Origin of the sequence: Nocardia sp. BSTN01, assembly GCF_015354405.1 — a bacterium.
Classification (GTDB): Bacteria; Actinomycetota; Actinomycetes; order Mycobacteriales; family Mycobacteriaceae; genus Nocardia.
Genome location: NZ_JADKYP010000012.1, coordinates 95,676 through 109,014, shown reverse-complemented (window position 1 = coordinate 109,014; position 13,339 = coordinate 95,676). Strand labels below are relative to the sequence as shown.

The window sequence follows — 13,339 nt, the reverse complement described above, 5'->3', positions numbered from 1 at the left end:
CAACTCCCCGGTCCCCATCCGCGGGCGGAAAAGCGCGCGCCAACGGGAGGACGTGATCCACGCCCTATGATTCGGAGCCCCGTTGCGGCCGGACTGGTAACGATGTCGTGATCTTCGGCCGCGAACGCCACAGGCGGATGGAGCAATTAGATAGCTATTTCACCGCAAATCGCAGCCGTTCCGCTCTGATAGCCCGTCAAGGACGAGATCGACAGCACGCGGCATCCGGATGTGCAACCGGTCGGCGAATGCGGATGGGCGGCCCGGAATCGACGGAGTGTGAGAAAGATCGATTCGTGGGTACCCGCGATGTGTGATTGTCCGGGAGAGTTGCGGTGGCCGTCAGTCGAATGCCCGGTCGCCGGTGACGTCCTCATCGGTCCGATGCGCCGAGCGCATCGTTCGCCGCCGGATAGCCGCAACCAGGACAACGGCCGCAGCAAGAATACACAACATGCGTTCCGGGAGGGGACCCATCGCCGTCGCGGGTGTCGTTTCGCTGCGCAACGGCAGTGTCGCCTCGAGTGCATCGGGCACGAATTTGGCGGTCTGCTGTCGCACCGCACCGTCGGCGGTGACAACGGCACTGACGCCGGTCGTCGCGGCGACCACCAGCGCCCGGCCGTGTTCGACGGCTCGCACTCGCGACATGGCCAGCTGCTGATAGGTCATATCGCTGTCGCCGAAGGTGGCGTTGTTGGTAGGGACGGTCAGCAGTTGCGCACCGGCGCGCAGCGAATCCTCGAAGGCCCGGTCGAAGGCGACCTCGTAGCAGGTTGCCACGCCGATCGCGACCATCGGGCCTCCGCCGGCCGACCGGGCGTGCACGACACCGTCGCCGTGACCGGGCACGAAGTAGCCGGCGCGGTCGGCGTAGCTGGAGAAGTGGCGGAAGAAGCCGCGATAGGGCAGATATTCGCCGAACGGCTGGATGATTTTCTTGTCGTGGCGCTCCCCCGGCCCGTCGGCGTCCCACACGATCACCGAATTGGTGGTGGTGCGGTCGTCGTTGACGAGGACGGCGCCCACCAGGATCGGGGCGTGGATGTCGCGGGAGGCGGCGGTGATCTCGTCGTAGGCGTCGGAATTGCGCAGCGGGTCGATATCGGAGGAATTCTCCGGCCAGATCACCACATCCGGCTGTGCCGCGGTGCCCGCGGCGACCGCGCGGGCCAGTTCCTCGGTACGGCGAATGTGATTGTCCAGCACGGCGCGGCGCTGGGCGTTGAAGTCCAGGCCCAGCCGCGGCACGCTGCCCTGGATAGCGGCGACCGTGATCGACCGGTCTCCGTCGTCCGGGGCGGGCAGCGCGGTCCGGAGGATCACTCCGGTAATCGGGATAATAGCCACAACCGTTGCGAGAGTGATAATTACGACCGCACGCCGTGCGTTTGCCCGGGGACGCAACCGAAGCAGTAGCGCGGCCAGAACCGTTCCGGTCAGGGCGACCGCGAAGCTCACCACCGGCGCGCCGCCGAGCCAGGCCAGCGGCAGATACCAGCCGTCGGCCTGCCCGAAAGCGAGCCGGCCCCACGGGAATCCGCCGAACGGAAAACTGGAGCGTCCCCATTCGGTGAGCGTCCACATCAGCGCCACCCACACCGGCCAGCCCGGCAGGTCGCACACCAGCCGCGACAGCAGCCCGAACAGGCCGACATACACCGCGCACGCGGCCGAGAGCGCCAGCCACGGCCCCGGCCCGACGTAGATGCCGGTCCACGGCAGTAGCGGCAGGAAGAACGCGAGCCCCGCCAGCAGCCCGTAACCGAATCCGCCGCGCAACCTCGGCGCGTCGCGCACGACCAGGATCAGGATCGCGATGCCGATCGGCGCGAGATACCAGCAGGTACGGGGCGGAAAACTCGCGAACACCAGCAGCCCGGCGACGACAGCGGCCCCGATCCTCCCCCACACCCGCCACGTCACGCCCAGCACCGCGCCAGCCTACTGGGATACCGTGCACCGGCCCGTGCCGGGCTCCGGGGGCGCACGCATGCCGGGCCGGGGCGCGTCGTCGATGTCCAACCACGGCGCTCGTCGGTTACCCCGGTCCGTGCAGTGGCGGTGGACGAACGGGTCATGCCGGGCGTCCGCCACGCGCCCACAGGGACGAAGCGCGGCCGATGTCGGTCGCGCACCTTCCTCAGGCCGCGTAGATGGTGACTCCCTCACGGACCGTACGCAGGCAACGCGGGAGTTCGGCGCCCTCGTCCAGCGACGGCAGGCCGGGCACGCGGGAGCGCGGATCGGTGGACCAGCGTTGCACCGTGTCCGAGGCGGCGGCGACCACCAATTCCGTTGTGTCCCAGATCGCGTAGTTCGCGGGAGCGCCGGGCACCAGCGTGCCGGCGATGCCGTCGCGCACGCCGCCGGCTCGCCACGCGCCGCGGGTGGCGGCGGCGAAGGCCGCGCGCGGGGAGATGTGGTGTCCCTGAGTGCGGTGGTTCGCGGCCGCGCGGACGGCCTCCCACGGGTTCAGCGCCGTCACCGGAGCGTCGGAGCCGATGGCCAGGGAGATCCCGGCGGCGGCCATCGCCGCGAACGGGTTGGTGGCCACGGCGCGTTCGGCGCCCAGCCGGGTGGCGTACATTCCCTCGGCGCCACCCCAGGCGGCGTCGAATCCCGGTTGCACACTGGCGATCACGCCGAATTCGGCCAGTTTCGCGATCTGGGCGGCATCGAGCAGTTCGGCGTGTTCGAGGCGGTGGCCGCGGGTGGCCACCGCCGGTGCGCCGAGCTCGCCGGCGACGCGGGCGAAGCCCTCGACCACCGCGTCGACGGCGGCGTCGCCGATCGCGTGGAATCCGGCCTGGATCCCGGCCTCGGTGCAGGCCCGGACGTGGGCGGCGATCGCCGTGGCGTCGAGATAGGAGACGCCGGTGGTGTCGCGGTCGGCATACGGCTCGCGCAGCCACGCGGTGTGGGAGCCGAAGGACCCGTCGACGAACAGATCCCCGGCCAGCCCGTGCACGCCGAGTTCGCCGACCAGCGCCCGCGCCTCGTCGGCGGAGGTGACGGCCTCACCCCAATACGCCCGCACCTGGACACCGTGCTCGAATTCCAGCAATTCGCGCACATCGGTGCGGCCGGAGATCTGCGGGCCCGCGCATTCGTGGACGGCGACCACGCCACGGGCGGCCGCGTAATCGAGTGCGGTGGCCCGGGCCCGGTCGCGCTGGGCGCGGTCGAGACCGTCGAGTGCGGCCTCGCGGACGAGGTGATGGGCGTCGGCGCGAAGCGGTGCGCCGGTGGTATATCCCGCGGCGGCGCGGACGGCGGCCACCGCGTCGAGCAGTGCGGTCGAGGCGATGGCGGAATGGGCGTCCACGCGGGACAGATAGACCGCGCGGCCCGGCCCGGCCGCGGCGTCGATCTCCTCGACCGTGGGCGGGCGCCCCTCGGGCCAGCGGGTCTCGTCCCAGCCGTCGCCGATGATCGTTCCGGCATGCGTGGCGGCGTACGCGCGCACCAGATCCAGGCACTGCGCCAGCGAATTCGCCTGGGACAGATCCAGACCCGTCAGTTGCAGGCCCAGCGCGGTGACGTGTACGTGCGGATCGACGAAGGCCGGGGCGACGAAAGCGCCGTCCAGATCGATGATTTCGGCGTCGGGATGCAGCGCGCGGCCGGGACGTTCGGCGCCCAGCCAGACCACGGTGCCGTCGGTGACCGCCATCGTGGTCGCATCGGGGGAACTGGAACTGTAGATTCGGACGCCGACCAGCAACTGGGTACTCACGGGTGACCAGTGTGCCGCACGGCCGGCTGCATGCGATCAGTGCGGGTCGGTCAGCGGGGATCGATCATGCGCCGCGCGGGGCCCTGACCGTCGTCGTAGTACTGCTCGACGACCACGCCGTCGACCACCTCACCGGAGGGTTCCACCACCACGCCGCGATATCCGCCGGCCATGGTCAGCCGGTCGATGCGGCGCAGCGCCGCGGCCGAGACCAGCGGTCGCAACAGTGCGCGGGTGGGCAGGAGCAGCAGCAGTCCGAACACCGAGGTGACCAGACCGGGAACGAACATCAGCAGCGCGCCCACCCCGACCAGCGCGCCGTCGGCGACGGCGGTACCCGGGGCGATCTCACCGCGCCGGGCGCGGCGGAACTGCTCGAAGACCCGGCGGCCCTGGGAACGCACCAGGATCAGCCCGAGCGCGGATCCGGCGATGAGCAGCAGAATGGTCGGCACGGCACCGATGAGGTGGCCGACCACGACCAGCGCCGCGATCTCGACGACGAGATAGACGGCGAACAACAGGGCGGGCATCGGCGATCCTTTCCACGATCTACCCTGCCCAACGCGCGAGGGCCCCGATTTTCTCCCGATCCGGGCATATCGCCGCACGCTCGGGTCAGGTACCCGGTGTGACCAGCCCGGTCTCATAGGCCAGCACGACCGCCTGCACCCGGTCGCGCAGTCCCAATTTGGTCAGCACCCGGCCGACGTGCGTCTTCACCGTGGCCTCCGACAGGTACAGCTCGGCAGCGATCTCGGCGTTGGAGCGCCCGGCGGCGATCTGTTCGAGCACCTCACGTTCGCGCGCGGTCAGCACGTCGAGCACCGACGGGTCGCGCACGCGGGCGGGGTCCGCGGCGATCAACCGGTTCAACAGCCGCTTGGTCACCTTCGGCGAGACCACGGCGTCGCCGGCCGCGACACTGCGAATGGCGGAGATCAGATCCTCGGGCGGAGTGTCCTTGAGCAGGAAGCCGCTGGCTCCGGCACGCAATGCGCCGAGCGCGTGTTCGTCGAGGTCGAAGGTGGTCATCACCAGAACCCTGCTGCCGCATCCGGATTCGAGGATCTGGGCGGTCGCGGCGACGCCGTCGACCACGGGCATCCGCACATCCATCAGGACCACGTCCGGGGCCAGCTCACCGGCCAGGCGCACGGCGGTCGCGCCGTTGTCGGCCTCGGCGACGACGTCGACATCCGGGTGCGCGCCCAGCACCATCTTGAGTCCGGCACGCATGAGTTCCTGGTCGTCGACGACGAGTACGGTGATCGGCACCGCACCAATCTAACCGGGCTTCTCCCCCGGTCAGTCGGGTAGTTCGCGCTGCAGGGGAATGGTGGCGCAGACGCGCCAGCCGCCCTCGGGGCGTCGTCCCACCTCGAGGGTGCCGCCGAGGACCGCGATCCGCTCCCGCATCCCGACCAGCCCGAGACCGCTGCCGGCGATGCCGTTGCGTAATGCGGTGTCGTCCACGGCGGGCGCCTTCGCCGCCACGGTGGAGCCGGTCGCGGACGGTCCGGCATCACCGCGATCGAGGACTTCGACCAGCACGTCCGCGTCGCGCCGGCGCACCCGCACCCAGGCCTGCGGATCGGGGCCGGCATGGCGGAAGGTGTTGGTCAGCGATTCCTGCACGATGCGGTGCATGCCCAGGCTCACCTCGGGAGCGACGTCGTCGAGTTCTCCGGTGAGTTCCAGTTCCACGGCCAGCCCGGCGCTGCGCATCATCTCCACTACCTTCGCCAGTCCCGCGGTGCCGTGCTGCGGCAGCTGTTCCGGGGCGTGTTCGGTGCGCAGCAGTTCCACGGTGCGACGCAGTTCGCGCAGCGCCTCGCGGCCGGTGGCGGCGATGGTGCCCAATGCCTGTTCGGCGATCTCCGGATCGCGGCGCAAGGCGTATTTCGCCCCGTCGGCCTGCACGATGATGACGCTGACCGCATGGGCGACCACGTCGTGGAGTTCGCGGGCGATGCGGGTGCGTTCGGTCGAGACCGCGTCGTGGGCGCTGCGTTCGCGGTCGTAGTCGGCGACGGCGAGCCGGGCCGCGACCTCGGCGTCGTAGGCGTGGCGGGCGCCGAGGAATTCCGCGAGCGTCCAGCACAGCGCGTAGAACATGATCAGGAAGCCGATGACGATCGGCACCGACTGGTCGACCACGGCCAGCGAGAACGCCCCGTCCACGGCGAGGCCGACCAGATACAGCAGACCTTCGCGCCGGCCCACGTACGCGACGAGGGTGTAGAGCGCGACGCCGACCGCCAGCAGTGCCGGCGGCTGCAGATCCTCGTGCAGGACCACGCTCACCGCGCTGGTCGTGATCGACAACACCAGCAGGGCGACCGCACTGGCCCGCGGATAGCTGCGCCGCCAGATCACCGGCACCGGAACGAGCAGCCCGAGGATCAGGTAGACGATCGTGTGATCCTTGCCGCCGAGCGTGAGCAGATCGAACAGCACCAGTGCGGCCGCGAGGATGGAATCGGCGACCATGGGTTTGCCACGGAGCCACAGACTGAATCGGCGCACCCGCTCAGCCTAGGTGGCCGCCATCGCGGCATCGGGCGCCACGATTTGCCGCACGTCGCGAACTCTGATTGTGTCGCCGACGTGGATGTGGCTGATTGGGCGGTGCTGCTGCCCGCGGCCACGGTCGCGGGCTGGGTGGATGCCGTTGTGGGCGGCGGCGGACTGATCATTCTGCCGACCCTGCTGCTGGTGGCGCCGACGCTGGCGCCGCAGACCGCCCTGGGTACGAACAAGATCGCCGCCTTCGCCGGAACCAGCGCCGCCGCACTGACTTTCGCGCGCCGGGTCCCGATGAACCGGCCGCTGATGGTGTCGAGTGCGGTGATCGCGGCGGGCGCGGCGGCCGCAGGTTCGGCCGCGGTGGCGCTGATCGACCGGCGCTATTTCATCCCGATCGTCATGGCGGTGCTGATCGGTGTCGCGATCGTGGTGGCGACGCGGCCTTCGATCGGGGTGACGATGGCCACCGACCCGCCGACCCGGCGCCGCACGATTCTGGTGGTGGGCCTGTCGGCGGGACTGATCGGCGGTTACGACGGGCTGGTCGGTCCCGGTACCGGCACCTTCCTGATCATCTCCTTCGCCACCCTGCTGGGCACCGAGTTCGTGCGCGCCGCGGCCATGGCGAAGGTGATCAACTGCGGGTCCAATCTCGGAGCGCTGATTCTGCTCGCCGCCACCGGGCACATCATCTGGTCGGTGGGCCTCGGCATGGCGGTGGCGAATATCGCGGGGTCCGTGGTGGGTTCGCGGATGGCGCTCGCCCGCGGCGCCGGGTTCGTGCGCGCGGTGCTGCTGATCGTGGTGACCGCGATGGTCATCCGCCTGGGCTGGCAGCAGTTCGGCTGAGCGGCGCTCAGCAGCGGGCCTCCGCGGTCAGATGCCGCCCGGCCGAGAGCCAGGGCGCCAGCACCCGCGATGTGGTCTCGCGAATGGTGCGATGCAGTCGCTCCCCGTCCTCGATCGCGTGCCGGCCGGAGAACAGCACGGTCAGCGCGCCCGACACCGCTCCGACGACAGCGCCGACCAGCGCGGCCGCGCCGACCTCGTCCAATTCGTCGGGGAACGCGTCGCGCAGCCGACGCGCGATCTCCTGCTGCGCGGCCAGCTGGGCGTGTGCGGCCCGGCCGCTGACGGCGGGAACGGTGCGCGAGACCTGGGCGCGCAACACCGCGATCCGGGCCGCGAGATCGTCGCCGAGATGGTCTCCGGGATTGTCGCCGGCGGCCCGCAGCGCGCGCAGCAGCACCTCGACGGGGCGTTCGTCACTGCGGCGGCTCGCGATCGCGGCCACCGCCGCGGTCACGCGTTCGTCGGGTTCGGGGAAGAGCAGTTCCTCTTTGCTCTCGAAGTAGTTGAAGAATGTCCTGGTCCCCACCTCGGCGGTCGCGGCGATATCGGCGACGGTGGTCGCCTCGTAGCCGCGGGATTCGAACAGGTCGGCGGCAGCCTCGAGGAGGGAGCGGCGGGTGCGTTCCCGCTTGCGGTCACGGAGTGCGGATGGCGGCACGCGGGCAGACAGTACGCCATCGGTGCCGCAACCTGCGGCAGGCTGGGCGTTTCGCGCGCGTTTCAGTCGGTGCCACACCGCATTTCGTGCATGTTTGCATCGTCTGCAAACTTGCACGGCGTGTCGCGTTGGGTCCCGGAGTGTTTCGCCGCACCCGCCGGCGAATCCGTTGGCCCGGTCGGCGGTCAGCAATTAGCGTAGGCCGGGTGAGCATCGCATCCGCGACCGTGGACGAACAGTTCCGCGCGCTACCGCTGGCCGCCCTGACCGACGCGGCGCTGACGGCGGCACGCGCGGCCGGCGCCGAACACGCCGACCTGCGGGTGCACCGGCTGGTGACCCAATCGATCCGGTTGCGCGACGGCCGGGTGGAGTCCGTCGACAACGCCGTCGACCTGGGCTTCGCGGTCCGGGTGGTCGTCGACGGCACCTGGGGTTTCGCCTCGCACTGCGAGCTGACATCCGCGACGGCCGTGGTGGTGGCCCAGCGCGCGGTCACGGTCGCGGCCACCGTGCGGGCACTCAACCGGGAGCGGGTCGAACTCGCCGACGAACCGGTCTACCGCGACGCCACCTGGGTCTCGCCCTACGACGTGGACCCGTTCACCGTGCCGACCCCGGAGAAAGTCGCACTGCTGCAGGACTATTCGCAGCAACTGTCGTCGGCCGCGGGCATCGATCACGTGACGGCCTCGGTGCTGCAGGTCAAGGAGCAGACCTACTACGCCGACACCGCGGGCTCCACCATCACCCAGCAGCGGGTGCGGCTGCACCCGCAACTCGAGGCGATCACCGTCGACGCGACGACGGGTGGTTTCGAGACCATGCGCACTCTCGCCGCCCCGGCCGGGCGCGGCTGGGAGTACGTCACCGGCGCCGACGGAGTCTGGGACTGGCACGACGAATTGGCCCGGATGCCGCAGTGGCTGGCCGAGAAGGTCGCCGCGCCCTCGGTGACGCCCGGTCCCACCGACCTGGTGATCGACCCGACGAATCTGTGGCTGACGATTCACGAATCCATCGGTCACGCCACCGAATACGATCGCGCGATCGGCTACGAGTCGGCCTACGCCGGAACCTCCTTCGCCACCCCGGACAAGCTCGGGACGCTGCGCTACGGCACCCCGATCATGCACGTCACCGGCGACCGGACCCAGGAGTACGGCTTGGCGACGGTCGGCTACGACGACGAGGGGGTCGCCGGGCAGCGCTGGGATCTGGTGCGCGAGGGCACCCTGGTCGGTTATCAGCTCGACCGGGTCTTCGCGCCTCGTCTCGGGGTGCCCCGGTCCAACGGCTGCTCCTACGCCGATTCGGCCCACCACGTGCCCATTCAGCGCATGGCCAACGTGTCGTTGCAGCCCGATCCGCAGACCGACACCAGCACCGCCGAGCTGATCTCGCGCGTCGAGGACGGCATCTACATCGTGGGCGACCGGTCCTGGTCGATCGACATGCAGCGCTACAACTTCCAGTTCACCGGGCAGCGCTTCTTCCGAATCCGCAACGGGGAGCTGGCCGGACAGGTGCGCGATGTCGCCTACCAGGCCACCACCACCGACTTCTGGGGCGCGATGGAAGCCGTCGGCGGCCCCTCGACCTGGGTCCTGGGTGGGGCGTTCAACTGCGGTAAGGCCCAGCCCGGCCAGGTCGCGGCGGTGTCGCACGGGTGCCCGTCGGTGCTGGTGCGCGGGGTGAACATCCTCAACACCCGCCAGGAGGCGGGGTGAACGGCGACGGTTCGGATTTCGCAGACAACACGGGAGGCCGGTCGGTGACGATGATGCACGGCGCGGAGGTCGTGGAGCGGGCGCTGGCCGTCGCACGCGCGGACGAGACGATCGTCATCGTCACCGACGCGTCGGAGGCCTCGCTGCGCTGGGCCGGCAATTCCATGACCACCAACGGGTCGTCGGTGTCACGGTCCTGGGCGGTGGTGTCGATCCTGCGCGAGGGCCCACGCTCGGCGCGAGTGGGCAGCGTCGGTTCCACCAGCGTGGACCCCGCCGAGATCGAGGCCGTGGTGCGCAGTGCCGAAGAGGCGGCTCGCACCGCCGAGCCCGCCGCCGACGCGATGCCACTGCTGGACCCGGAAAACGCGGGCGCGCAATCGGATCCGGAGTGGTCGGGCCCGGTGCGCGAAACCGGTATCGAGGTGTTCACCGGACTCGCCGGTGAGCTCGCGGTCGGGTTCGCCGGCGCCGACCGGCTCTACGGTTTCGCCCACCATCAGCTGCACACCACCTGGCTGGGCACGTCGACCGGCATCCGCCGACGGTGGACCGAGCCCACCGGATCCATCGAGATCAACGGCAAACGCGGCGACAACGATCCGGCCAGCGCCTGGGTGGGCGCGCCGACCGCCGATTTCACCGATATCGGCGTCACCGCACTGCTGGCCGAGCTGAGCCGGCGCCTGGACTGGTGCGCCCGCCGGGTCGAGCTGCCGGCCGGCCGCTACCCCACCCTGCTGCCGCCCTCGGCGGTCGCGGATCTGCTCATTCCGATGCTGTGGTCGATGGACGGACGCGGGGCTCACGAGGGGCACACCGCATTCGCCCGGGCCGGCGGCACCCGTATCGGGGAGCGACTCACCGACCTGCCGCTGACGTTGTACTCGGACCCGGCTGCTGCCGGATTGGAGTATCGGCCGTTCGTCGCGACCGCGGCCTCGTCGGAAACGTCCTCGATCTTCGACAACGGCCTGTCGGCCGGTCGCGTCGACTGGCTGCGCGAGGGCGTGATCGAGTCGCTGATCTATCCGCGCGCCGTGGCCGCGCAGTACGACGCTCCGGTCACGGTGGCCGGTGAGAATTTGCTGCTGAGCGGCGGGACGGATCGCACGCTCGAGCAGATGATCGCCACCACCGAGCGGGGTCTGCTGCTGACCTGCCTGTGGTACATCCGCGAGGTCGATCCGGCCACGCTGTTGCAGACGGGCCTGACCCGCGACGGTGTGTATCTGGTGGAGGACGGCGCGGTCACCGCCGCGGTCAACAACTTCCGCTTCAACGAGAGCCCGCTGGATCTGCTGCGCCGCGCCACCGAGGTCGGTGCCACCGAGATCACGCTGCCTCGCGAATGGAAGGACTGGTTCACCCGTACGGCCATGCCACCGATGCGGATCCCCGACTTTCACATGTCCTCGGTCAGCCAGGCGACCTGAGCACCGTTACCCGCATTCAGCGCATCGAGCGCGGCCGCAGCCGCACGACCACCGTGCCGCGACCGAGGGCGGCGCGCAGCTGTTCCCGGTCCACATTGCCGTCCGCATCGAGGCTGATGCCGGCGAAGCGACCGTGCGTGGGGTTCTGGGTGAGGATGATGCGGTAGGGCTCGGTGATCTCGTCTTCGCCGGAGATCACCTCCCAGTCGGCGAGCCGCTCCCGGCCGCGCCAGGTGATCCGAACTGGTTCACCCGGCCGCAGATTGCGCCGCCAGCCCGCCGCGGTGCCGACGAGAAGCGCGCCGTCGGATTCGGCGTAGCCGACCGGATTCGCGTAGACGCGGCCGGTTTTACGCCCGACCACGGTGACGATCATCAATTTCGCGCTGAGCAGGCGATGCAGCGGCGACCGCAACAGTGCGCGCATGGCGGCGTCGACCGCCGTCTGCATGCGCAACCGGCCGCGTCCCGCCGATTCGGCAGCCGCGGTGCCGGCTGACGTGGGTGTGCTGGGAGTGGACATGTCGACAGCTCCGATCTGTATTTTCGAGTGCCTACTCAGAAAATACGACGGGATGCGGCATACTGCAAGGGCACGACCGATCGGAAGGAAGACTCGGTGCCCCGCCAGCACGCCCAGAACACCGAACCGCCCGCACGGACGCGTGGGCGACCGCGCAGCGGAGTGCGGGAGGCCGTGATCGCGGCCGCACAGGAGGTCCTCACGAGTTCGGGGGTCGCGCGGCTCACCACCAAGGAGATCGCCACGCGCGCCGGGGTCGCCGAATCGAGCATCTTCTACCACTTCGGCGATCGCACCGGCCTGCTCCAAGCGGTGATCCAGCATCACCTGCGGCCGTTGAAGGATATGCTCGCCGATCCGTCCCATTCCCCCGACGAGGCCGAATCCGCCGATCTGCGAAGCGATCTCGCGCACCTGGTGATCGTGCTGGAGGACTTCTTCCGCGCAGCGCTACCCGTCATCGCGGCAATCGAATCCGATGCCGAATTGCGCGCGGTCTACGCCGAACGCAGCCGCGACTTCGATCTGGGCCCACATCGCGCCCTGGATGTGGTGATCGGACACCTGTCGGCCCGCCACCGCATCGTCGCCGAACCGCGCACCGCGGCCCTGCTGGTGGTGGGCGCGGCGCATCAGCGGGCACTGCAATCGCGAATGAGCCCGCCGGAGGCGCGCGCCGCACTCCCGTCGCCGGAAGCGATCGCCGACGCGGCATATCCCCTGTTCCGGGCCGAGAAGAACTAGCCGGACCGTCAGGCCGAGGCGCTGAGGCGTGCGGACTGCCAGACCTCGGCCAACTCCTGCAACGGGATTCCCAGCGCCCCGGAGAGTCCGACGACGGTGCCGAACGCCGGGCTGGGCAGCCGACCGGATTCGATCTTGCGCAGCGTCTCCGGTGAGATGCCGGCCGCCCGGGCGATCTCCGCGGGATCTCGGTCGCCCCGGACCGCACGCACATGCGCGCCCAAGCGGCGACCGGCCTCCACCTGGGCCGGGGTCAGCGGAAGTCGAACCATGCCCTCAGCATAGAGCTGGTATTCAAATACCGCTACGGTTAGAGTCGGTATATAAATACCGATTCCAGGGAGGTTTCGTGGTCGAACTGAAGACAGCTGCCGAGATCGAGCGAATGGGCGTGGCCGGACGCTTCGTCGCGCAGGTGCTCGCCGAACTGCGGGAGAAGGCCGAGGTCGGGGTGAATCTGCTCGATCTGGAAAAGCATGTGCGCCGGCGCATCCGGGAACGAGGAGCGGTGTCGTGCTATTGGGACTACGCGCCCTCGTTCGGGCGCGGGCCGTTCCGCAACACCGTGTGCCTGTCGGTCAACGACGCGGTCCTGCACGGCCTGCCCTACGACTACCGATTGCGCGACGGTGATGTGCTGACCATGGACCTGGCGGTCTCGGTCGACGGCTGGGTCGCCGACGCCGCGGTCAGCACCATCGTCGGCACCGCCGATCCCGAGGATGCCCGGCTGGTCGCCGCCACCGAGGAGGCCTTGGCCGCCGCCGTCGAGGTCGCCCGGCCGGATGGGCGGCTCGGCGACATCTCCGCGGCCATCGCGGCGGTCGCGCGGCGGCACGGCTACCCCGTCAACACCGAATTCGGCGGCCACGGGCTCGGTCGCACGATGCACGAGGATCCGCACGTCCCCAACGCCGGGCGCGCCGGGCGCGGCATGCGCCTCGTCCCCGGCCTGACCATCGCGATCGAGCCCTGGTTCGCGCGTACCACCGACCGCATCATCACCGATCCGGACGGGTGGACGATCCGCTCCGCCGACGGCTCGCGCACCGCACATTCCGAACATACGGTCGCCATCACCGACGAGGGCCCTCGAATCCTCACGCATACGGCATGATTCACGCCGGT

General features: G+C 69.9%; 13 protein-coding genes. 5 read left to right on the top strand and 8 right to left on the bottom strand.

Annotation, left to right across the window (positions count from 1 at the left end):
* Nucleotides 1–342 precede the first annotated feature (342 nt).
* The 5 genes from lnt to IRT45_RS13225 all read right to left on the bottom strand — a co-directional run bounded on the left by lnt (nucleotide 343) and on the right by IRT45_RS13225 (nucleotide 6,268).
* Complete coding sequence (gene lnt, locus IRT45_RS13245; RefSeq protein ID WP_228534290.1) at nucleotides 343–1,932, bottom strand: apolipoprotein N-acyltransferase; 1,590 nt, start codon at nucleotides 1,930–1,932, stop codon at nucleotides 343–345.
* 211 nt (nucleotides 1,933–2,143) lie between these two features.
* Nucleotides 2,144–3,739 carry an amidohydrolase gene (locus IRT45_RS13240; protein ID WP_194806138.1) on the bottom strand — a complete coding sequence of 532 codons (1,596 nt, stop codon included), beginning with the start codon at nucleotides 3,737–3,739 and terminating at the stop codon, nucleotides 2,144–2,146.
* 50 nt (nucleotides 3,740–3,789) lie between these two features.
* Nucleotides 3,790–4,272 (bottom strand): FxsA family protein, encoded by a 483-nt coding sequence (locus IRT45_RS13235; RefSeq protein WP_194806137.1) that lies wholly within the window; start codon nucleotides 4,270–4,272, stop codon nucleotides 3,790–3,792.
* Nucleotides 4,273–4,357: 85 nt separating this feature from the next.
* Nucleotides 4,358–5,017, bottom strand: coding sequence for a response regulator transcription factor (locus IRT45_RS13230; protein ID WP_036501594.1), 660 nt, complete (start codon nucleotides 5,015–5,017; stop codon nucleotides 4,358–4,360).
* A gap of 30 nt (nucleotides 5,018–5,047) precedes the next feature.
* The gene (locus IRT45_RS13225) at nucleotides 5,048–6,268 is read right to left on the bottom strand and encodes a histidine kinase (RefSeq protein WP_194806136.1); all 1,221 of its coding nucleotides are present in this window, start codon (nucleotides 6,266–6,268) and stop codon (nucleotides 5,048–5,050) included.
* Nucleotides 6,269–6,349: 81 nt separating this feature from the next.
* Between IRT45_RS13225 and IRT45_RS13220 the strand changes: the two genes are divergently transcribed.
* On the top strand, nucleotides 6,350–7,117 hold the full coding sequence (locus IRT45_RS13220; RefSeq protein WP_194806135.1) for a TSUP family transporter: 768 nt from the start codon (nucleotides 6,350–6,352) through the stop codon (nucleotides 7,115–7,117).
* 7 nt (nucleotides 7,118–7,124) lie between these two features.
* Here IRT45_RS13220 and IRT45_RS13215 read toward each other — a convergent pair whose 3' ends face one another.
* Entirely contained in the window at nucleotides 7,125–7,778 is a 654-nt protein-coding gene (locus IRT45_RS13215; RefSeq protein ID WP_083870789.1) for a TetR/AcrR family transcriptional regulator, read from the bottom strand.
* A gap of 206 nt (nucleotides 7,779–7,984) precedes the next feature.
* On the opposite strand from IRT45_RS13215, the gene IRT45_RS13210 reads away from it, so the two are divergent.
* Entirely contained in the window at nucleotides 7,985–9,508 is a 1,524-nt protein-coding gene (locus IRT45_RS13210) for a TldD/PmbA family protein (RefSeq protein WP_309240934.1), read from the top strand.
* A gap of 50 nt (nucleotides 9,509–9,558) precedes the next feature.
* Entirely contained in the window at nucleotides 9,559–10,944 is a 1,386-nt protein-coding gene (locus IRT45_RS13205) for a metallopeptidase TldD-related protein (protein WP_194806173.1), read from the top strand.
* 16 nt (nucleotides 10,945–10,960) lie between these two features.
* Here IRT45_RS13205 and IRT45_RS13200 read toward each other — a convergent pair whose 3' ends face one another.
* Entirely contained in the window at nucleotides 10,961–11,467 is a 507-nt protein-coding gene (locus IRT45_RS13200) for a nitroreductase/quinone reductase family protein (RefSeq protein ID WP_194806134.1), read from the bottom strand.
* A gap of 96 nt (nucleotides 11,468–11,563) precedes the next feature.
* On the opposite strand from IRT45_RS13200, the gene IRT45_RS13195 reads away from it, so the two are divergent.
* Nucleotides 11,564–12,211: a TetR/AcrR family transcriptional regulator gene (locus IRT45_RS13195; protein WP_194806133.1), complete on the top strand. Its 648-nt coding sequence runs from the start codon at nucleotides 11,564–11,566 to the stop codon at nucleotides 12,209–12,211.
* Between the two features lie 8 nt (nucleotides 12,212–12,219).
* Here the strand turns inward: IRT45_RS13195 and IRT45_RS13190 are convergent, their stop codons facing one another.
* Nucleotides 12,220–12,483 carry a helix-turn-helix domain-containing protein gene (locus IRT45_RS13190; protein ID WP_194806132.1) on the bottom strand — a complete coding sequence of 88 codons (264 nt, stop codon included), beginning with the start codon at nucleotides 12,481–12,483 and terminating at the stop codon, nucleotides 12,220–12,222.
* Nucleotides 12,484–12,560: 77 nt separating this feature from the next.
* On the opposite strand from IRT45_RS13190, the gene map reads away from it, so the two are divergent.
* Nucleotides 12,561–13,328: a type I methionyl aminopeptidase gene (gene map, locus IRT45_RS13185; protein WP_194806131.1), complete on the top strand. Its 768-nt coding sequence runs from the start codon at nucleotides 12,561–12,563 to the stop codon at nucleotides 13,326–13,328.
* Nucleotides 13,329–13,339: the final 11 nt, after the last annotated feature.

What these genes read in the sequence shown, in the direction of transcription:
- IRT45_RS13205 (WP_194806173.1), top strand. Translation starts at nt 9,559, where the DNA reads ATGATGCACGGCGCGGAGGTCGTGGAGCGGGCGCTGGCCGTCGCACGC.
- IRT45_RS13200 (WP_194806134.1), bottom strand. Translation starts at nt 11,467, where the DNA reads ATGTCCACTCCCAGCACACCCACGTCAGCCGGCACCGCGGCTGCCGAA.
- IRT45_RS13235 (WP_194806137.1), bottom strand. Translation starts at nt 4,272, where the DNA reads ATGCCCGCCCTGTTGTTCGCCGTCTATCTCGTCGTCGAGATCGCGGCG.
- IRT45_RS13190 (WP_194806132.1), bottom strand. Translation starts at nt 12,483, where the DNA reads ATGGTTCGACTTCCGCTGACCCCGGCCCAGGTGGAGGCCGGTCGCCGC.